The organism is Flavobacterium sp. FlaQc-48, from assembly GCF_044007335.1.
In the GTDB taxonomy this organism is placed as follows: Bacteria; Bacteroidota; Bacteroidia; order Flavobacteriales; family Flavobacteriaceae; genus Flavobacterium.
In genome coordinates, this window is the sequence record NZ_JBIPCR010000016.1 from 1 (window position 1) to 21,194 (window position 21,194).

Annotated in this window: 15 protein-coding genes; 6 read left to right on the top strand and 9 right to left on the bottom strand. The window is 36.9% G+C overall.

Annotated features, from left to right (window positions below; all coding sequences use genetic code 11):
• The first annotated feature begins 716 nt into the window (after positions 1-716).
• The gene (locus tag ACHRWY_RS21020; RefSeq protein ID WP_395357282.1) at positions 717-3,149 is read left to right on the top strand and encodes a sugar-binding domain-containing protein; all 2,433 of its coding nucleotides are present in this window, start codon (positions 717-719) and stop codon (positions 3,147-3,149) included.
• A 288-nt stretch (positions 3,150-3,437) separates the two neighbouring features.
• Here ACHRWY_RS21020 and ACHRWY_RS21025 read toward each other — a convergent pair whose 3' ends face one another.
• The 8 genes from ACHRWY_RS21025 to ACHRWY_RS21060 form a co-directional block, all read right to left on the bottom strand.
• Positions 3,438-4,769, bottom strand: coding sequence for a hypothetical protein (locus ACHRWY_RS21025; protein WP_395357283.1), 1,332 nt, complete (start codon positions 4,767-4,769; stop codon positions 3,438-3,440).
• 32 nt (positions 4,770-4,801) lie between these two features.
• Positions 4,802-7,201 (bottom strand): TonB-dependent receptor, encoded by a 2,400-nt coding sequence (locus ACHRWY_RS21030; protein WP_395357284.1) that lies wholly within the window; start codon positions 7,199-7,201, stop codon positions 4,802-4,804.
• A gap of 707 nt (positions 7,202-7,908) precedes the next feature.
• A complete protein-coding gene (locus ACHRWY_RS21035) occupies positions 7,909-8,919 on the bottom strand; it encodes an FAD:protein FMN transferase (protein WP_395357286.1) in 1,011 nt (336 codons plus the stop codon).
• 129 nt (positions 8,920-9,048) lie between these two features.
• Positions 9,049-11,238 carry a PepSY domain-containing protein gene (locus ACHRWY_RS21040; protein ID WP_395357288.1) on the bottom strand — a complete coding sequence of 730 codons (2,190 nt, stop codon included), beginning with the start codon at positions 11,236-11,238 and terminating at the stop codon, positions 9,049-9,051.
• 124 nt (positions 11,239-11,362) lie between these two features.
• Positions 11,363-11,845, bottom strand: a complete 483-nt coding sequence (locus ACHRWY_RS21045) for a DUF2271 domain-containing protein (RefSeq protein ID WP_395357289.1) — start codon at positions 11,843-11,845, stop codon at positions 11,363-11,365.
• A gap of 75 nt (positions 11,846-11,920) precedes the next feature.
• Positions 11,921-13,414: an ankyrin repeat domain-containing protein gene (locus ACHRWY_RS21050; protein WP_395357290.1), complete on the bottom strand. Its 1,494-nt coding sequence runs from the start codon at positions 13,412-13,414 to the stop codon at positions 11,921-11,923.
• 344 nt (positions 13,415-13,758) lie between these two features.
• Complete coding sequence (locus tag ACHRWY_RS21055; protein ID WP_395357291.1) at positions 13,759-15,000, bottom strand: MFS transporter; 1,242 nt, start codon at positions 14,998-15,000, stop codon at positions 13,759-13,761.
• 43 nt (positions 15,001-15,043) lie between these two features.
• Positions 15,044-15,709 (bottom strand): FadR/GntR family transcriptional regulator, encoded by a 666-nt coding sequence (locus ACHRWY_RS21060; RefSeq protein ID WP_395357292.1) that lies wholly within the window; start codon positions 15,707-15,709, stop codon positions 15,044-15,046.
• 223 nt (positions 15,710-15,932) lie between these two features.
• Here ACHRWY_RS21060 and ACHRWY_RS21065 point away from each other — a divergent pair, with 223 nt between their 5' ends.
• From ACHRWY_RS21065 to ACHRWY_RS21075, 3 genes are all read left to right on the top strand, one after another.
• On the top strand, positions 15,933-17,162 hold the full coding sequence (locus tag ACHRWY_RS21065; RefSeq protein ID WP_395357293.1) for a PQQ-dependent sugar dehydrogenase: 1,230 nt from the start codon (positions 15,933-15,935) through the stop codon (positions 17,160-17,162).
• Between the two features lie 131 nt (positions 17,163-17,293).
• Entirely contained in the window at positions 17,294-18,148 is an 855-nt protein-coding gene (locus ACHRWY_RS21070) for a helix-turn-helix domain-containing protein (RefSeq protein ID WP_395357294.1), read from the top strand.
• A 199-nt stretch (positions 18,149-18,347) separates the two neighbouring features.
• Positions 18,348-18,854 carry a hypothetical protein gene (locus ACHRWY_RS21075; protein ID WP_395357295.1) on the top strand — a complete coding sequence of 169 codons (507 nt, stop codon included), beginning with the start codon at positions 18,348-18,350 and terminating at the stop codon, positions 18,852-18,854.
• Here ACHRWY_RS21075 and ACHRWY_RS21080 read toward each other — a convergent pair whose 3' ends face one another.
• A complete protein-coding gene (locus ACHRWY_RS21080) occupies positions 18,855-19,235 on the bottom strand; it encodes a winged helix-turn-helix transcriptional regulator (RefSeq protein ID WP_395357296.1) in 381 nt (126 codons plus the stop codon).
• 89 nt (positions 19,236-19,324) lie between these two features.
• Between ACHRWY_RS21080 and ACHRWY_RS21085 the strand changes: the two genes are divergently transcribed.
• Together ACHRWY_RS21085 and ACHRWY_RS21090 are read left to right on the top strand one after the other, a co-directional pair.
• A complete protein-coding gene (locus ACHRWY_RS21085) occupies positions 19,325-20,317 on the top strand; it encodes an NADP-dependent oxidoreductase (RefSeq protein ID WP_395357297.1) in 993 nt (330 codons plus the stop codon).
• A gap of 4 nt (positions 20,318-20,321) precedes the next feature.
• Complete coding sequence (locus ACHRWY_RS21090; protein ID WP_395357299.1) at positions 20,322-20,798, top strand: cupin domain-containing protein; 477 nt, start codon at positions 20,322-20,324, stop codon at positions 20,796-20,798.
• Positions 20,799-21,194: the final 396 nt, after the last annotated feature.

Sequence of the window (21,194 nt, forward strand, 5' to 3'; positions counted from 1 at the left end):
CCCGAGGAACGAGGGATCACACTAGAAATTCCATACAGAATGTTGCCAATCTTTGTCGAGTTACGTGTGTGATTTCTCCTTACGTCGAAATGACAAACTGGGTGGTAAGGTTTACTCGGAGGCTTTCGTCATTGATTTGTCAGGCTGAGCGGAGTCGAAGCCCTGTAAAGTGAGGTTCGCGTCATTTTTGTCATCCCGAGGAACGAGGGATCACACTAGAAATTCCATATAGAATGTTGCCAATCTTTGTCGAGTTGCGTGTGTGATTTCTCCTTACGTCGAAATGACAAACTGGGTGGGTAAGGTTTACTCGGAGGCTTTCATCATTGATTTGTCAGGCTGAGCGGAGTCGAAGCCCCGTAAAGGGAGGTTCGCGTTATTTTTGTCCTCCCGAGGAACGAGGGATCACACTAGAAATTCCATACAGAATGTTGCCAATCTTTGTCGAGTTACGTGTGTGATTTCTCCTTACGTCGAAATGACAAACTGGGTGGTAAGGTTTACTCGGAGGCTTTCATCATTGATTTGTCAGGCTGAGCGGAGTCGAAGACCCGCAAAGTGAGGTTCGCTTCATTTTTGTCCTCCCGAGGAACGAGGGATCACACTAGAAACTCCATACAGAATGTTGCCAATCTTTGTCGAGTTACGAGTGTGATTTCTCCTTACGTCGAAATGAAAAAACGGGTGTAGATTAGATTAGAATAAAAAACATATTTATGATTAAACATAAAAGCATTTTACAAAAAATTAGAATTGCAGCAATATTATTGTTTTCAACAATTGCTTTCTCACAAGGAAAGCAAGCAAGAATTGTAGAAGATTTCAATAAAAACTGGAACTTCAAATTAGGGGATTATCCAACGGCAATTCAATCTGATTTTAAAACTACAGATTGGAGAACGCTTCAATTACCGCACGATTGGAGTATCGAAGGGGCTTTTGATAAAGACAATAAAACAAAACAGGCACAGGGATTTTTACCCGCCGGAAAAGGCTGGTATCGTAAAGTATTTACTGTTCCTGCCAATTGGAAGAATAAATCGGTTGCCATAGAATTCGACGGTGTTTTTAAAAACAGTGAAGTATTTATTAACGGGCATTCATTAGGAATTCGTCCTAACGGATATATTTCTTTTGGCTACGATTTATCGAAATATCTGAATTTTGACAAAAAGCAAAATGTAATTGCTGTAAAAGTCGATAACGATGCACAGCCCAATTCAAGATGGTATACCGGTTCCGGAATTTACAGGAATGTACGTTTAGTGGCCAGTGAAAAACTGCACGTAGGGAAGTGGGGAACTTTTGTAACAACGCCGGAAGTGACTGCCGAAAAATCAAAAATACATTTAGAAGTTACGATTGATAATGACAATGCTGCTTCAAAAGAGTATAAACTGGTTACTTCAATTTTAAATGCAGACAATAAAGAAGTGGCCAGTTTTACTTCAACAGAAAAAATAACAGCAAAAACATCAGAAAAAAAGATTCATGATTTGGTTTTAAATCAGCCAATATTATGGAGCACAGAGAATCCGTATTTGTATAAAGTGGTGACGAAAATTTATGAAAAATCGAAATTACTTGATAATTATGAAACCCCTCTTGGTTTCCGTTTTTTTAATTTTGATGCTGAGAAAGGCTTCTCTTTAAACGGAAAACCAACAAAAATATTAGGGGTTTGCCTGCATCATGATAATGGCGCATTGGGCGCTGTAGAAAATATTCATGCGGTTCGAAGGAAATTAACTTTGCTGAAAGAAATGGGAGCGAATGCGATCAGAATGTCGCATAATCCGCATTCACTGGAAATGATGCAATTGTGTGATGAAATGGGATTTATCGTTCAGGATGAAGCTTTTGATGTCTGGAAGAAGAAAAAAGTAACCAACGATTATCACAAAGACTGGGATGCCTGGCACAAACAGGATTTAGAAGATTTTATTAAAAGAGACCGCAACCATCCTTCGGTGATGATGTGGAGTATTGGTAATGAAATCAGGGAACAATTTGACAGCACGGGAATTGCTATTACAAGAGAATTGGCTAAAATTGTAAAATCTCTGGATACGACCCGTCCCGTAACTTCAGCTTTGACGGAGAATATAATCGAGAAAAATTTTATTTATCAATCAGGTGCTTTGGATCTTCTAGGTTTTAATTACAAACACGAAGATTACAAAGATTTCCCGGAACGTTTTAAAGGACAGAAAATCTTAGCTTCAGAAAGTGTTTCAGCGTTGGAAACGCGCGGACATTACGATTTACCGGAAGGAATTAAAGCGTGGCCAACAAAACATGGTGCTCCTTTTGACGGCAATGCAGACTGGACGGTTTCGGCTTACGATCAGGTAAAATCCTATTGGGGAGCTACACATGAAGAAAATTGGAAAACCATCAGGAAACAGGATTTTATGGCGGGTACTTTTATCTGGACAGGCTTTGATTATATTGGAGAACCGGATCCATATCCGTATCCGGCAAGAAGTTCCTATTTCGGGATTATTGATTTAGCCGGACTTCCAAAAGATGTGTATTATATGTACCAAAGCGAATGGACAACAAAACCTGTTCTTCATATTTTCCCGCACTGGAACTGGAAAGCAGGTCAGGAAGTAGAGGTTTGGGCGTATTACAATAATGCGGATGAAGTTGAACTATTCCTTAACGGAAAATCACTTGGAAAGAAAGCAAAACAAAATGATGATTTACATATTTCATGGCGTGTAAAATTCGAACCGGGAACATTAAAAGCTATTTCGAGAAAAAACGGAAAAGTAGTTTTAGAGGCAGCAATTCATACTGCGGGTGAAGCTTCCAAAATTGATTTAAAAGCAGATAAAACCACGATCAAAAATGATACTTACGACTTGGTTTACGTAACGGTTTCTATTGTAGACAAGGATGGGAATCTGCTTCCAAACGCTAATGATTTAATTGATTTTGAAGTCTTGGGTGGAGGAAAACTGGTTGGAGTTGATAATGGTTATCAGGCCAATTTGGATTCTTTTAAAGCCAGTTCCTGTAAATTGTTTAATGGCAAATGTATTGTAATTATTCAGTCGAATGGGAAGAAAGAAAATATTCAATTAAAAGCTTCGACGGGAAAGGGGATTCCAGTTTCTGCAATTGAAATAAAAGTGGATTAGTTTCAATACCTATTTATCGTTAGAATGAACAGTTATATTTTTGTCAATTTTGAGGAAAAAGAAATTTCTCCGGTATTTCACAACCGTAGGTGCTCAACGCGCATGATTCTTTGTTCCTGAGAATGAAAAGCTTGTAACTGTTTTTTGAGGTGCATTGGCTATCAGGACAAAATTTTCAGATTTAAAACAAACATTCCGCTCCAAAAGTCTGAAGCGGAATGTTCTAATTAAAAAAAAAACTCAAGTAATAGCAATAGTTACAGTTCGCTGTTTTGCTGCTGTAAATTTTTAGAATACACCGATATAGTGGTTTCCGGGCTTGTTGATTAGTTTAGCCCCTTTCGCAACAGCTCCTGTAGGAATGTCAATAATGTAAAGGTTTCCGTCTTTTCCAACCGGTGTAACTGCGATGTACAGATCGTTTCCATCAACCACAAATCCCTGATATTGTCCAAAGTCTAAATCAGCATCGTAAGCGATACCATCTACTTTTTTAGCTGTTTTTGCATTTAGGTCAATTCTTGCCACAAAACCCTGACCGTTAGTGTCATTATGAGTATAAACAGCATACGCTATTCCGTTACCCGCATATCTCCAGGCGTCAATATAAGAACCCTTTACCCCAAGAGCAGTATCTAAACTAAATGCATAAGCATTATCATATTGATTGCTTTGGTTGATTCTTAAGATGTATGAACCATTTTTTGTATCTCTTTGAGTAGCTTGATAAATGTTTCCATCTGTACCTACAAAACTGTTGAAACTACGGTATCCGCTGGTATCCCCAAAAGTAACTGTTGAAGTAATTACTTGTGGGTTCTCTAATGAAGGATAATCTACCACTACAGATTTAGAACCTAAACGGTCAAATGTAGCTTCGTTTTGTCCGGTTGCAGGATTTGTTTTGCGCATCCAGGTACCAATAATCAATTTATTTCCGGCTTTGTTAAGCGTTGGGGCATCTAATCGAAAAATGTGATGTCCTTGTGCTTCTTCCTGAGCAGATAAAGCAATTTCGTATTGTTTGAATGCTGAAATTAAAGTTTGCTGCATGTTCAATGATAAAACAGTCGCCGTTCCTCTTGTATGCTTGTAGCTTTTGTCGGCATTAGTAACAATAACAGGAGTCGTTACATTTACGGCAACACCTGTTTTATCTCCGTCAAAAAGTTTTACCCATCTTGGAGATGTTCCGGCATATTGTGAGATATTAACTGTAGTTCCGGATTGTGCAAAATTAGCAGCGCCGTTTACTTTATATGTCATAAATTCACCGCCGTTTGCACCTGTATAGGTAATGTTGAAAAGCGTACTTCCATCTACAGATGATTGTAGACGAGCTGTTCTGCTGGATTGTACAGGTGATCCGTTATCATAAACATTAATAGAAAAATTAGGGTCTTTGGCATTTTCTTTACTTACAGAAAATACTTTTGTTCCGCCGTTTCCATCACCAGGCTCTGTCTGCATTAATGCACCTGCAAGTGTGATCCATCGGCCTTCGGTTTCCGGATTAACAGGTGTTTCATTTTTGTTATCATCACTGCTGCAGCTTGTTGTTAAGGCAAATGTGGTGAAAAACAAACCACATGCAAGTAATTTAAATGTACTTTTTTTCATATTTATAGCATTAAAAATTAATTAATTTGAGATTAAAACTTGTTGATTGTATAATTTAGCTTCACGTAAAAAGCTCTTCCGGGTTTTTGTGCCGCAAAATTGTCGTAAAGTTGTTCGTCTGTAATGTTTTTGGCATCAAAGCTTACAATGAATTGTTTGTTTGGAAAAACATAACTCAATCCTAAGTCGTGTGGGAATTGTGCTGTAGTTCTGTCAATTTCAAGCCACGAATTATAAAAAGGAGCGACATAACCACAATAGTAATAGATGTTTAGTTCTGATTTGGACTGAATTAAATTTTTAAAATTGTACTGAAGATTTCCGTTAATATTAAAATACGGCTCATTGGGTAATTGTTTGTTGTAATAAGGAAGAATATTATTGTTAGCGTCGTATTTGTCTTTGTAAAGAGAGTTAAATTTTGAAAGATTCATACCGGCAAAAAATCTGTTGTTATAAGAATATTGAAAAGAAGCTTCAAAACCAACTGATTGTGCTTTTCCTAAGTTTATAAAAGGCGATGCCTGAACTGCTTCATTTAAACGGTCACTGATGGCACGAACAATTTTATCCTCGGTATTTCTCCAAAATGCATTTCCGGAAAGTGTAATTTTATGATTGTTGATCTGATAAGGGCCAAAGCGTAAACCTGCATTGAAATTATTACTCTGTTCAGGGCCAAGATTAGAATTGCTTAAAATGTTTTCTCCCGGGTTTCCAAAGATTTCGTTTTCAGATGGCAACCGGATTGCTTTTTCGGCAGAAACCATCAGCATTACTTTTGGTGTAACAGAATAGGAAGCGGCAATACCGTATCCCGAAAAATTTGTTTTTTTAGAAGTAATAATTTCGCGTACGGCATTTTGGCCATTTTCGTTTACAATTTGTGGATCCCGTTGTTCATTTTTGAGATTATAATTCTTAAAAAATAGATTGGTTCGCAGGCGTGATTCAAATGCAGACATTTCGTAAGCAAATGATGAAACGGTTTTATTCAAATCGCGGGTAACGTCAAAATTTCGAACTAATTCAGGTTTCATTTCATCAAAATCATTTCGGTCGAGAATGTAGGTCATAGTGCTCACTAAAATTTTATGATTTTCAGTGATCGCATAACTTAGGCTTGCCCGTGTGTTAAAAATATCCGAGGTCATGTGATTGATTGTTGCAGGTCCCTGCTGTGCGCCTGTATTAGAACGTATAGGATCTCCGTATAAACCAAGAGCTTTTTCGCCATTCCAGTTATAGTTCCATTTTACAGTATCATTGATTACATCATTTCTATGGCTATAAACAGCAATTACAGAAAAATCAAGGTCTTTAATCAGGAAATCTTTCTTGTTATAATTCAGGCTGAAAACATTTGCAGCAGCTTCGCTAAAACGTCCTTTGTAGGGTTTGGTCATATATTGACCATGCTGAATCTGATTATAATCCTGTGAACCATTATAACTAATCAGGAAGCTGTCTGCCCAGCCTACATTCGTATAACCTGCTTCCAGCCTTCCTCCGTACGATCTGTACATACTTTCAAATCTTTTAGCCCTGATGTATTCGTAACGTCCGTTTGGTGCGATATTATAAACAAATCTTCCCCAAACTTCATAATCATTATCAGAGTAGTTCTGAAAAGCATTGGCCTTTATTGTAAAACCATCTTTGTTTCGGTAAGAAGTATTAAAATTAGATTGAACGGTATTAAATGAGCCATAAGAAACAGAAGCATTTAGGGAATTTTTTGCACCTTTTCTCAAAACCACGTTAATGGCCCCTCCAAGTGAATCATCAGCTAAATAAGCAGGAACAACGCCTTTATACACCTCAATGCGTTCGATCAGCGCTGGCGGAATACTATTTAAACTGAATGACGCTCCATAGGTTTGAATCGGGACACCATCAATAAAAATCCTAATTGCATTTCCTGACATTCCATTAATGTTATAATCAACGGTTGATCCTAAACCTCCGTTTTGTCTGATCCGGACACCTCCGGAGCGGTCAAGCAAATCATTTGTCTGAAGGTTTCTTTTGGCGGCTTCCTGTGTTTCAATTACGTTTACAGCAAAACCTTTTTCCATAATTTCTTTTTTGGCGGTCGTTTTCTGAATAATTACTTCCTTAAGCGATTTCGCATTATTTGTTTTTGCTAATGAAATATGGATAGCATGTGAAAGTTGTTTTAAATGTAGACTGACCGTTTTTGTTTTGGCTTCAGGAAATGAAATTTCTAAAGTATAATTTCCGTATGCTAATCCTTTGAATTCAAATTTTCCATCACGGTCTGCAATAACGAATTTTTGTGTTCCTAAAATCATTATGGTAGCTCCAAATGCTGATTCAGAATTTTCAAAAGTTACTTTTCCTGCAATTTTACCAGTTTGAGAATAAGCGGAGACGTTAAGAATCAAAAGAACAAAGAATAGAAACCTCATAATTAATTTTACTTATCAATACGATCGCAAAACTATACTATTGTTTATATTTAATCTAAATAAAGGAATTAGAAGATTGTTAGAATTGCATTAGAAATTTTAATGTTGGGGATTTGAGGGAAGAAGTAAGAAATGTCATGCTGAGGTACGAAGGATCACACAAAAAAGCTATGTACGGCAAGTCTTCAATCTTTGGCGAATTACTGGCGCGATCCTTCGTTCCTCAGGATGACAAAACGGTGTGGGTATTTTACTTTATTTTTTATCTCAATCATGTCATGCTGAGGTATGAAAGATCACATAGGAAGCTATGCCCGGCAAGTCTTCAATCTTTGGCGAATTACTGGTGCGATCCTTCGTTCCTCAGGATGACAAAACGGGGTGGGTATTTTACTTTATTTTTTATCTCAATCTTTTCATGCTGAGGAACGAAGGATTACACAAAAAGCTATGTACGGCAAGTCTTCAATCTTTGGCGAATTATTGGTGCGATCCTTCGTTCCTCAGGATGACAAAACGGGGCGGGTATTTTACTTTATTTTTTATCTCAATCATGTCATGCTGAGGTATGAAAGATCACATAAGAAGCTATGTACAGCAAGTCTCCAATCTTTGGCGAATTATTGGTGCGATCCTTCGTGCCTCAGGATGATAAAACGGTGTGGGATTTTAGCTGATTTTTTAGCTTGGACTGACAGACCATAACTTCACAACTTGGCCTTAAACTTTTTGATTTTGAAGTTTTTAGATTTTACAAGTTTACCGTTGTCTGTGATCATTATGCAACTGTATTCCGGGTATTTTTTTAGAAGAAGAAGGCCTTCTTTTTGCCCCAAAACCATTAAAGAAGTGCTTAGGCCATTTGCGGTTTCTGCATTTGGACCAAAAACAGACACGCTGCATAAACCGGTTGCGGGATAACCTGTTGCAGGATTTATAATGTGAGAATAACGTTTTCCGTTAAAAACTACAAACTTTTCATAGCTTCCCGAAGTGGTAACAGCGCCATTGTTTAGCGGAACTACTGCAAATAAAGTATCGGGATGAAAAGGGTTAGTCATACCAATGTTCCAGTCTTTGCCATTGGGTTGTTTTCCCCATGCGGTCATATCACCGGATCCGTTTACGATTCCGGCTTTGATGCCTTTTGCCAGCATCATATTTCGGCATTTATCTGTCGCATATCCTTCGCCTAAAGCGCCAAAACCAATTTTCATGCCTTTTAATTTTAAGAATACAGTCGATTGAACGGAATCTAAAATGATATTTTTATAACCTACTTTTTCGACTGATTTTTTTATGGCTTCCGCCGAAGGCATTTCGGTCATAGATCCGTCAAATTTCCAGATTCTGTCCATTGCGGCAAAACTTACATCAAATCCGCCTTTTGTGGCTTTAGAAAATTGTATCGCTCTTTGCGTTAATTCAAAAACTTCCCGGTCGACTTTTACGGGTTTGATTCCGGCATTTTGATTGACTTCAGATACCTGAGAAGTAGATTTCCAGTCTGAAATTAGATTTTCGATTCGGGTAATTTCTGCGATAATCTCATCGATATTTTGCTCTGCCGAAAGTGAGTCTTTGGCAACAATTGTGATATCAAAACGTCCGCCCATAAGCAGTGTGGTTCTTTTTCTCAGTATTTGTGCATTAACAGAAAAGCTGCACACTATGACAGAAAGAAACAGAAAACGGTAAAGTGACTTTTGAATTGACATATAATTTTCTTAAAAGTTTCAACGGATAAAAAGCGATTCTTTATAATTATACCCGCAATCGATTCGCAGCCCATAATTGTTTTTTCACAGAGATCCGGCAGATTTTTATTTTAATCTAAAAAACAGATCCTAATAACAATCTGTTAATAATTGTCCGTTGTCTTTATATTCGGATAAACTTTTTGTTCCATTTTTCAGGCACAATTGATTCAGAATGATTTCAACATCCTGTTGCATGGCAAGCGATCCGCAAATCATAATCACGCCGCCTTGTTTTAATAAATTAATAAAAAAGGTTTCATCTCTTTTGATTAAATCCATTACATAAATATGTTGAGCTTCGCGTGATAAGGCCACATGAAAATGATCAAGATGTTCTTTTTCTACCATAATTCCGGCAAACTTTTTATAAGCTAGAAGTGTTGGCGTTTCCATTCTAAACCCGCTATAAAGATGTATCTCTTTCCTGGTTTTATTTTGTTCGATCATACCTAAGAAAGGCGCAATTCCGGTTCCGTTGGAGATAAAAGCGACTTTTGGTGCTTTATTAGGAAAATGAAAAGCTTTATTATTGATAATTCTGGCTTTGATCGTATTTCCCGGTTCCAGATTATTTAAAAAGCCGGATCCCAATCCGTTGGGATGTAGTTTTACGACCAATTGTACATTTCCGGAGTGGTTTCCAATAGAGTAAAGACGTTCTCTCGAATCGTTGGCAGGATATATAGCCAATAAATCACCAGAAGCAAATTTTGATCTGCTATTGGCACGTAAAGTCAATATAAAAGTATGTTCGGTTTCTGAGATGGGAGTTTTATCCAAAACCATTAATTTTTGCAGACCTTTTGGAACGTGATTGTATAAAGATGGGGTAGTGGCTAACGGAATTCCTGTTTTGGCACTCCATAATCTGATCCATTCTACAAATTCGGTTGCTGATTTATCGTTAACCGTTTGAACTTCTAAGAAGCGTTCTGCCCAATCTTGATTTTGTAACTGTTTGTCAATTTCAAAGGCAAATCCACAAAAATCAGGATAGGCTTTCGATCCAAAACCAACTACAGAATAACGGATCTTTTGTTCCGGTGCATGTTTCTTTAAAAGCGATAAAAATTTGTTTGCGTTAGAAGGTGCATCTCCCAATCCGTGAGTTGAGGAGAATACGATAATATGTTCGGCTTTCGGGAAAACAGAAAAGCTATTCAATTCGGTAATAAAAGCTTTTTCTCCGTGTGCAATTAATTGTTTGAGAATGGCATTGGCAAATCGCAATGAGCTTCCATTTTCAGAACCTGCTAATAATATGAATTTACTTTCGTTCGCTTTGAATTTGTTTTTAATGCGGCTTGATCTTCGTTTTAAGGTAATGGCAAAACCGGAGTAGATGAAAAAGAGAATGTTAATACTGGCAATGGCCAATATAAATGCCCAGATGGCATTGGTTTTTCCGGTATGAAGATTAAGGCTTAAATCAGACAGTTGTGTAGTCATCGGAGAACGTTTTTCGCTCACAACAGCACCTGTAACCTGATTGACTTCAATTTCACGATCTTTCAACTGGATGATGTAATATTCTTCCGGATCATCTGTAAACGGAAATTCGATTTTATTGACATCGGCTAAAAGGGTAGTGGTAAATACTGATGTAGTCTTGCCTTTTGGAGCTGCAATAATTGCTGTCTTTTCTTTTTCATTTTTCTCTTTACCCATGAAAAAGTTAAATCTTTGCAGCGATAAATACGTTCCGGTAAGGGCAATAATCAAAATTGGAATTAAAGCTAAACGGCCTAAAACGACATGATAATATTGAGCAAAATATTCTTTGACTACTTTCGAGAAAAAATTGCGAATGCCCCTTTGTCTGTTCAGGACAAGTGCAAAACCTGAAATCGCAATTAGCAGCAATAAAAAGGAAATAACGCCAACAAAAAATCGTCCCGTTTCATGAAGAAACAAAGAACGATGAAAACCGGTAACCCATTGAATAAACTCGCTTTTTTTTATTGGAGTTCCAAGCTTTTTGCCTGTTTTAGGATCAATATAGGAGTTGATGTCGTTGCCATCCTGATCGATTGCCTGAAGGGTTACAAATTGATTATGATCTACACTGAGTTCTGTAATTTCAGAATATTCTTTTTTTAAAACAGTTAATGTTTCTCCCAGCGTTATCTGATCAAAATTTTCTACCCGGTACGAAAGTGTTTTTTCCTGCATGGCATCAACTGCCAGAATAATTCCTGTTGTTGCTGCTAGTATTAAAAACAAAGAAGAAAATAAAGCCAGAGCCAAGTGTGTATAACGCCAGAAAGAAAGAGTCATTGAGTGTAATCTAATGTAATTGAGAATTTTTTGCCACAGATGAAACGAATTTACACTGATTTTTTCACTTTACAGAAAAAGAATCTTTTTTAATCTGTGGCAATTTTATTTTTAAGCGATACTATTAAATCTTGTTTAATCGTACGTATCTGATATAACCTTTTCCTTCTGTTTTATCAGCAAGTCCTTCCGTTGTTAAAGGAATCTCAAGATCGCTTACGTAATATTTCTGATCTTCAACAGCCGATTCAAATCTTAATTTATATCCTTTATTGATTTTAGAATCCTCAATTTCGATAGTCGTAATGCTACGATCTCCACCTGTTACTGAAGCTCCTGTCCTGGCGCTGATATCTTCAGATTTTTGAGCATGAAATTTATTCCACTCCTTTAATGATTTGTACCATTTTTTATCGTCACCCATTACGTAAAGCGTTTTTTCATATCCTCCGGCAGGATTGATAAGTGAAACGACGATATAAGCACCTTCTCCCATGTAATTTGACATTTGCAACATACATTTGTATTTGCCTGCCTGAGCATTTGACTGAAAGGAGATTAAACAAATTAGTGCGCTTGTTAGCGCTATTTTTACTATAGATTTCATTCTAATTGTGAATTATTACGGGTTATGAATTATGAGCTATGAATTATATTTAAAGTATGACCTTTAACTTTTAACCTACTTCAAAAAATCAATTGAAACGTTATTTTTCGTCAGTGATTCATTTTCTTTTGCTAATGCATATACACTTTCATCAAATTCAGTTTTAATATCTTTTTTGGCACCAATCGAAATTAGGTATTTTAAAATGTTATCATCTTTTGCTACCATTGCAGCTTTATGCAAGGCTGTCATACCATCTTTGTTTTTCGCATTTACATCAATATTTAAAGCTGCTAATTTTTTAAGCAAAGCTAAATCATTTTTGGCAATGGCAAAGTGATATAAGGTACTTCCGTCTTTTTGGGCAGCAGCTAAGTTTAGGCCTTTATCCTGAAGTAATTTTACTTTAGCCTCGAAGGGATCTTTTGCTGCATTGGCTTCACCGCGCCCGGCTGGTCGGTATGATTGTACTAAATAGATGCCTAAATTATTTCCGTCTTTATCTTTTACATTTACATCTGCGCCTTTATCTAAAAGAAGAGCAACTGATTCAGGATTTCCTGATCTAACCGCAAAAGTCAAAGCTGATTCTCCTTTTGAATTCTGTAAGTTGATGTTTTTGGTAACCGGTAATAGTTTTTCGACTACCGTAATTTCTCTTCCGGCAGCAATCATTAACGGTGTATTTCCGTCATTATTTACTTTGTTGGCATCAACACCTTTTGATAAGAAATAAGTAATTATTTCTGCCTGGTTTTGTTTTCCGGCAAGAAGATGCAGTACATTTTCTCCTGATTTATTTGCAGCAGTAGGTTTAATTTTTACTTCTTCAACCAAATATTTATAGGTTTCAAGCGGGGTTGTTTCTCTGCGCGCTCCTTGTGTGGCAATAAAAAGGGCGTTGTCTGTAGCTTTAATTCCTTTTGCAGCGATCTTTTTCAAAAGGGCTACATTTCCAATTCTGGCTGCATAATCAAAAGCAGTGGCTCCGTTTTTATCGGTATCTTTTAAAGACAATCCTTTGGTAATAAGATAATCCGTAAGTGCCAGGTCTTTATCAAACGGAATACTTAAAAGTAACAGGTTTGCACCATCTGAGTATTTTTTCTTAGGATCAATTCCTGCTTTAAAAAAGGCTTCTGAAACACTTTGATTCAGTAGGCCGTTAACAGCAGCAAAAGCGATAGGAGTAGTACCATGGCTGTCTTCAAAATTAACATCAGAACCTTTAGAAATAAGATATTCTACCAATTCGGTGTTTCCTCTGTACGCAGCCCAATGTAAATAAATACGATTATCGTGTGTTGATTTGTTTACCGGATTTCCGGGTTGCTCCAGTAAAAATTTAATGCTTGCCAAAGGCGCATCGTTGTTTATGGCTACAGTAGTTACGTCAAAAGCATTGGCATTGGCTTCAGCCGGATTATTTCCTTTGGCTATTTCAGCCTTAACTGCAGCAACATCTGGAGCCGTCTTCCAGAAAGACTGCTCTAATAAGGTGTTTTTTTGTTGAGCACTAACAAATAAAGTAGCGACTAATGCAAAAGAGATAAAGATATTCTTTTTCATATTGGGATATTTATTATTTTAAATTAGTTTGAGATTCAGTTCTAAACGAATTATGGTTTCTAAAACAGTGTTCTATTTAGAATAATTAAAAATAACGCAAATGTAAAAATTAATATTAGTAAATCAAGTTTATTTAGGGAAGAAAACTCCATTTCTAATGTAATTTTAATATTGGGACAAAAGTCACGCTTGTGCTTTGGTATAAAGCTTTTTCAGGAACAATAATCTTTTATTTTTATTCATCTCAAAGAATGGAATACAGGTATACAAAAGCCTGATATGAAAATTCTTTTAATCGTAATTCTCATATCAGGCTTTCACAGTAAAAAATAATTTTTCTTAGTTTAATTTTTTACCGTTTTTTTCTTCCCTTCAATATTCGGAAGCAAACCTGTCAACACTCCAATTAGAGGTAAAAAGGCACAAATTTTAAAAACATATTCAATAGTGGTGGCATCGGCTATTTTACCCAGGATTGCAGAACCTAATCCACCCATACCAAATGCCAGTCCAAAGAAAAGTCCCGCTATCAAACCTACTTTTCCGGGAACAAGTTCAGTTGCGTACACTAAAATTGCTGAAAAAGCCGATGATATGATTAAGCCAATAATAACAGACAATATACCAGTCCAGAAAAGATTAGCATAAGGTAATAATAAGGTAAAAGGTGCCACTCCTAAGATCGAAATCCAGATAATATATTTTCTGCCAAAACGGTCTCCTAATGGCCCGCCAAACAAAGTGCCTGCAGCGACTGCACCAAGAAAAGCGAAAAGGTAAACCTGGGACTGCTGTACTGTTAAGTTGAATTTATCAATAAGATAGAAAGTGTAGTAACTGGTCATGCTTGCCATATAGAAATATTTCGAAAAGATCAAAACCAATAAAATACCTAAAGAAAATATAACTTTTTGTTTGGAAAGCGAATGATGAATTTCTTCTGTAGCTGCCGATTTATTTAAAGCTCTTAGGTTTAAATGTTCCTGATACCATTTGGCAATACCGGAAAGTATCACAATACCAATTATGGCAGCAATACTAAACCAGATAATATAAAACTGACCATAAGGCACTACAATTATTGCGGCAAGCAAAGGCCCCACAGCGCTTCCTGCATTTCCTCCTAATTGAAAAATAGATTGAGCAAGACCTCTTTTTCCGCCTGAGGCCAAATGCGCAACCCTTGATGATTCCGGGTGGAATATAGAAGAACCAATCCCGATTAAACTAACGGCAAGCAGAATGTTGAGAAAACTGGAAGCGACAGAAACTGCAATTAAACCAAGTAAGGTAAAAGTCATTCCAATGGCTAACGAATACGGACGCGGTTTTTTATCAGTATAAAATCCAATGAATGGCTGGAGTATAGATGCGGTAAGCTGGTAGGTTAAAGTAATTAATCCAATATCAGTAAAAGATAAATGAAACTTATCCTTAATTATAGGGTATACAGCTGGAACAACAGCCTGAAGCATATCATTAAGAAAATGCGTAAAGCTAATGGTAAATAAAATAGAGAAAACAGTTTGCTGCGCCAACTGCTTAGAATTGCTAATGGTGTTTGTAGAATTGGTGTTTGTTTCCATAGTTAAATTAAAAATCAGATCATCTGATGAATTTGGATAAAAATTAGTAATTAATATGTCCTATAATTTTTGCAACTGTATTCCAGGCTTTTTTAGAATCTTTTGCAATAATACTTTCTAAAAGCTGCTCATGAATCGCAGAGGTATCTTTGAATATCTGAGTGTCAGGATACAGGTGCAGAAATCCTTTTTTAAGATGTACAGAGGCTGATTTATAGAGATCGGCGAGGATTTCATTTTTTGATGCTTCGGCAATTGCAACATGAAATTGTATGTCAGCTTCAACACATTCTTCGAGATTATTTTCATTGGCGGCAATCATTCTGGTGGCTAAATGCTGTTTCATTGCCTCGATATCATCTTCAGTTCTGTTGAGGGCGGCTTTTTCAGCAATTTTCATTTCTAATAATTGTCTCACCTCATCTAAATCCTGAGCATTGGCACGCATTAAGCGCTGATCCATAGGTTCACGCGTACTGTTAATTTGCTCTACAAAGGTACCCACACCTTGCTGAATACGAAGTAAGCCCGAATTTGCCAGAATCTTCATTGCTTCCCTAATCGAGGAACGTCCCACACCAAAGCTTTTCATAAGCTCTGCTTCAATAGGTAATTTGTCATTGATTTTATAATGCCCTAATGCTATTTGCTCTTCTATTTTAGAAGCTACTTCCTGCGCAAGAGATTTTTTTTGGATTAATGTTTTCATTTGTCATATCATCTGATGATTGCAAATGTAAAAATTAATTTTATAAAACATAATTTTTTTCTATGTTTTTGACTCATGAATAGTATTAATAACGTTGAATTATAATATAATGCCTGTTAATTGTATAAATTTTCGGATGAATTATATAAATAGTTCTCATTCTAATTGTTGAAATTTGATCTCTACCCAAATTATTTACATATAACTTAAAATTATTCGCAACATGAGAAATTTAAAACCTATTACGATGCTTTCGAGCCTTTTATTTACCTTTTTGAGCTGCTCGAATGACAAAGACGTGGATACCAATCCTGGTACTGTTACCAATCCTGTAGAAGGAAATGCTGCTAACACTACTTATAAACCTGCTTTTGCGGGACAAACCCGTATTAATGGTGTTATTACCAATACACCGTATGAGGCCAATGTTATTACTAGTGCGTTAACAGCTCCGTGGGGTGTAAAAAGCCTTCCCGATGGCAGATTGTTAGTGACGCAAAAAACAGGTACTTTTCGTATTGTTACAACCGCTGGTGTTGTAAGTGCACCAATTACAGGAGCTCCTGCTGTTAATTCAGCAGATCAGGGCGGGTTGTTAGGCTTGGTATTAGATCCGGAATTTGCATCGAATCGCATGATTTACTGGGTTTTTTCTGAAGCTGTTGGCGGTGGAAATAATACGGCTGTTGCAAAAGGAAAATTATCAGCAGATGAAAAAACAATAGAAGGAGCAACTGTAATTTATCGTGCAACTCCTGCCAATGCGAGTACTTTACATTATGGTGGACGTATCCTTTTTGATAAAACTGGAAATCTTGTAGTAAGTACCGGAGAACGTTCTGTACTTCAGACAAGACCATTAGCGCAATCGCTTACTTCCGGTTTAGGGAAAGTGGTGCGAATCACAAAAGACGGGCAACCGGCAACGGGAAATCCAGCTTTTAGCGTAACAGGGGCATTACCTGAATTATATACTTACGGACACAGAAACCCGCAAGGTTTGGCGCTTAATCCCAACAACGGGGAAATCTGGCTGGCGGAACACGGACCACGTGGCGGTGACGAGATCAATCGTTTAAAAGCAGGTTCAAATTACGGATGGCCAACGATAACATACGGTATTGAATACAGCGGAGAAAAAATTGGGGCAGGAATTCAGCAACAGGAAGGTATGGAACAACCTGTTTATTACTGGGATCCGGTTGTATCGCCAAGCGGAATGACTTTCTATACCGGTAATCGCGTTCCGGAATGGCAAAACAATCTTTTTATTGGCGCTTTAAGCGGAATGCATATTGTACGTCTTGCGATCGAAAATAATAAAGTAGTAGGAGAAGAAAGACTGCTGGCATCAGAAAACCAAAGGTTTAGAGATGTTACACAAGGAGCTGATGGCGCTTTATATGCTGTTACGGATGGAGGAAGATTATATAAAATTGACAAGAAACCATAATTATGGTCAGCTTGATATATTACGAACAATGGCGCTATAGGGCGCCATTTTTTATTATAGGCTATTTGTTTTTTGTTGCGGCATATAAAATTAGCATTGACTATATTTGAATATCGATTAAAGCAAAACAATTGAACAATAAGATTACAACATATTCGCTGGAACATCACAAGAGTTTGTTTACAAATACCGAAAATAAAAACGATTACTTTTATATACAGGCGAAAGACCATCCTTATATTAGTGAACCTTATCGGGCAGAAAGTTATGCGATTGAGTTTCTTAGAAAAGGGAGTATTGTCATGCAAACCCGACTTGATAAAGTTGTAATTCATGCTCCCGCTATTATTGCCTTAAGCCCATCAGTGATACGAAGTTTTGCACAGGACAGCAATGAAATTCTAATTGATATTATTTTTTTTAAGCCCCAATTTTTTCTCGAGACACAAACGAATGTTTTTTTTCTGTTACAATATAAGTTTTTTGAGGATCATCATGTGTTTAAACTGGAAGAAGAAGATAAGAATAAATTTGAACAGATCTTTAATTTGATCAGTCAGACGTTTGAAGGCAATTATGAAAATCAGGCTGTTATTTTAAGGAGCTATCTCTATATACTGATTTATGAAATTGACAATATTCAAAAAAGCAATGCTGAAGACACAGTACAAAATCCAATTTTCGAAAAATTCAAAGAAATCCTGTTTAAGGATTTTTTAAGTCAGCGATCTGTTCAGCATTATGCCAATTCATTACACATTACCCGTAAGTATCTCTCAGAAGTTGTCAAAAAGAATAGCGGAAAAACAGCCGGTAACTGGATTGACGATATGGTAATCCTGGAAGCTAAAGTATTGCTGCAAAACAAAGATTTGACTATTAATCAGATTAGTGATGTATTAAACTTTTCGAATCAGTCGGTTTTTGGACGGTTTTTTAAAACTCATGTGGGCATTTCGCCTTTGGAATATCGTAAGAAATGCTGAGCGTTATGAATTATGGGGCTGATTTATTGGTAAATACAAGATTATTGAATATCACTAATTCTGTTTTTACTTTGTTTGCTTTAAATTAGAAAATTTTTTTTGAATCTACGGCAATAAGCGACTTATTGAACAAAAGAGCTGACATTTTGCTCTTTTCTTTTAAAGCTAATCTGTGCAATTTTGTTTAAAAAAAGTAAACATGACTAAAGTTGCACAATTTGTAGTGATCATTAACGATAATGTGGTTTGGATGGAAAAGAAAGCCCTTGAATTCTATTCGGATTTATTGGGACAAAAGGAATTAGGTGAAAAGTTTGTTGCCGAAAATCTTTCGCATCAAAAACTATTCAGGATACAAAACGATTTTTCGGTCGAAATGCTGATGGCGTATGAGGGAGACAATCCATTGTCATTTATGAAGCTGAATTCTTCCAGATTGTCCAATCAAAACCTGGGTGCCAACAAAGCTATTGGAGCAGAACATGTAGTTTATTCCAGTCCTGATGATATAACAGTGCTTTTTAATCGTGCCCAACAGGTAGCGCTGCAAAGAAAACACGATTTGATCTGGGTAAAAGTATTAGAGATTGACACTGTCTTAATCGAAGTATTACAATCGCTGCATTATGAAGAATTTAGTTTTGAAGAACCTCTTGCAAATGAATCCGACCCAAAACTGATTTATTTTAGAAAGTCAGTTCAGTAGTTATTTACCAATTGTTTCAATGATTTTTTCGCGATGGCTTAAACCCCATTGTACTAATGTTTCTGTAACCGGAAGCACTGATTTTCCATATTCAGTAATAGCATATACTACCGTAATTGGTCGTGTTTGCTGTTCTGTTCTGGAAATAAGCAAATTGATTTCTAATTCTTTTAATTCCTTGCTTAACATCTTGGCAGAAATGCCATCGATTTCGCGTTGCATTTTTTTAAAATTAATAATCTGATGCGTTCTGTTGGTCAGGAAACGTAAAATCATCAGTTTCCATTTTCCGCCCAAAACATCCAGGCTATCACGCATTGCCATTAATTCTTCTGAACAATTGGCTTCTCTAAGCGTTCCGTTATCGTTAATTTTTGCCATACTAGTTTCTCTTGGGTAACCGGTTACCTCGGGTTAACCCATAGCAAAAATAAGGGATTTCTATTCTAATTTCGTATAAAAGAATAAAAATGAAAGCAATCGTTTTACATCAAAATGGAGGGTTTTATCCCGAAGAGGTAAAAACACCTCAACCTGAAAGTGATCAGGTTCAGATAAAAATAAGCGCGGCAGGTTTTAATCCGATCGATTATCAGATGACAGAAAATGCAATGGAACGCAAGTTGTTGCATTCGCCAATATTGGGCCGGGAATTTTCGGGAATTGTTTCCGAAGTTGGAAATAATATTACCGATTTTAAAATTGGTGATGCCGTATTTTGTGGTTCCGGAAGCATGGGATCAAATGGTACTTATACCGAATATATTTGTGTTCCGGCAGCGATTGTAATGCATGTACCGGAGAATATTTCGTTAGATCAGGCCGCAGCAATTCCTTCTGTTGGATTAACAGCGCTACAGTGTATTAACAGAATGAAAGCGAATGTAAATGACAAAATCTTTATAACCGGTGCAGCCGGAGGAGTAGGGAATATGCTTCTTAAATTGTTGCAGGCAAAGGGATATCAATATCTTACGGTTACCGCCGGAAACGAAAATAGTATCGCATCTCTGCATAGTATTGGCATACAAAACAACCAGATAATCAACTACAGAAACGATGATGTGTACAAGACAGCTTTGGCGCTAAATAATAATGAACGTTTTGATTTTGTTGTGGATTTGGTGGGGAATGAAATCGCTGCTGCGGCAGCCAGACTTTTAAAAACAAACGGAACTTATGCAGATGTAACCAATTTTTTAACATCAGATTCCCGTGAAGTTCTTTTTAGCAGAGGCGCAACGATTCTTAATATTTCGAATTATGCTTATGGCCTGGAAAAGAAATATGATTATTATAAAAACGGACTGGCAGAAATAGCTTCTTTACTAAAACAGCAATTGATTACGCCGCCGGATATTGAAATTATAGGCAATCTGGAAGTTGATACAGTTTTAAAAGCACATGCCATACTTCGCGGGAACAAAACAAATGGCAAGAAATTAATCATGCAAATACAATAGTTTTATGAAAACAATTCCAAGAAGGATCGTTACAGGTTTACGAAATGGAAAATCAATAATTGAAAAGGATGAGATCGTTTCTAATGTTTCAGAGCATTTTCCGGGTTTGATTATATCCGATATCTGGTCGACGGATCGCATGCCGGTTCAACTGGAAGAAGAAAAAGTGATCGAAAATACTGCTTTTCCCCATACTCCCAAAAACGGAAGTTATTTTAGGTACGTTCAGATTCCACCGGATGCCGAGTTGGGTATTGTGGCGCCTGAAGGTCAGCCACATCCGCTGATGCACCAAACCGATACGCTGGATTATATTGTGATTTTGTCCGGAGAGATTTGGCTAATTGTTGATGAAGGCGAAACGCTGTTGCAGGCCGGAGATATTGTAGTGCAAAGAGGAACAAACCATGCGTGGAGCAATCGGTCTGATTCGCCGTGTATTCAATTGGCTATTTTACTCGATGCCGGAAAAGAGAAGTAGTTATTTTCAGGCTCTGTTGAAACTTAGAACTTAATGGTACGCTGATGACACGGGTTCGCTATCGCGATAACACAGATTTGTGCAGATTTTTTTTCTTGTCATCCTGACCAAGGAAGGATCACAGTAGTAATTCGACAAAGATTGTCGGTCCTGATTGCCTGTGATGCATTAATCCGTTGAATTAAGTGGTGCATTTCGACTTCGCCCCGGGTGATATTTAATTTGACAAAAAGCCTTCTGAAAAGGAGTGTCTTAGCCCAGATAGTAGCGGTATCCTTTATTTGCTTTCTTTAAGCAGATAAAGATACAAGCGTATAGCTGGAAACAGCTCCTGATTTTCAGTATTAGTCTATTATATTGATAGGTTAATAAAAGTTTTGCTGTTTTTTGTGCTAA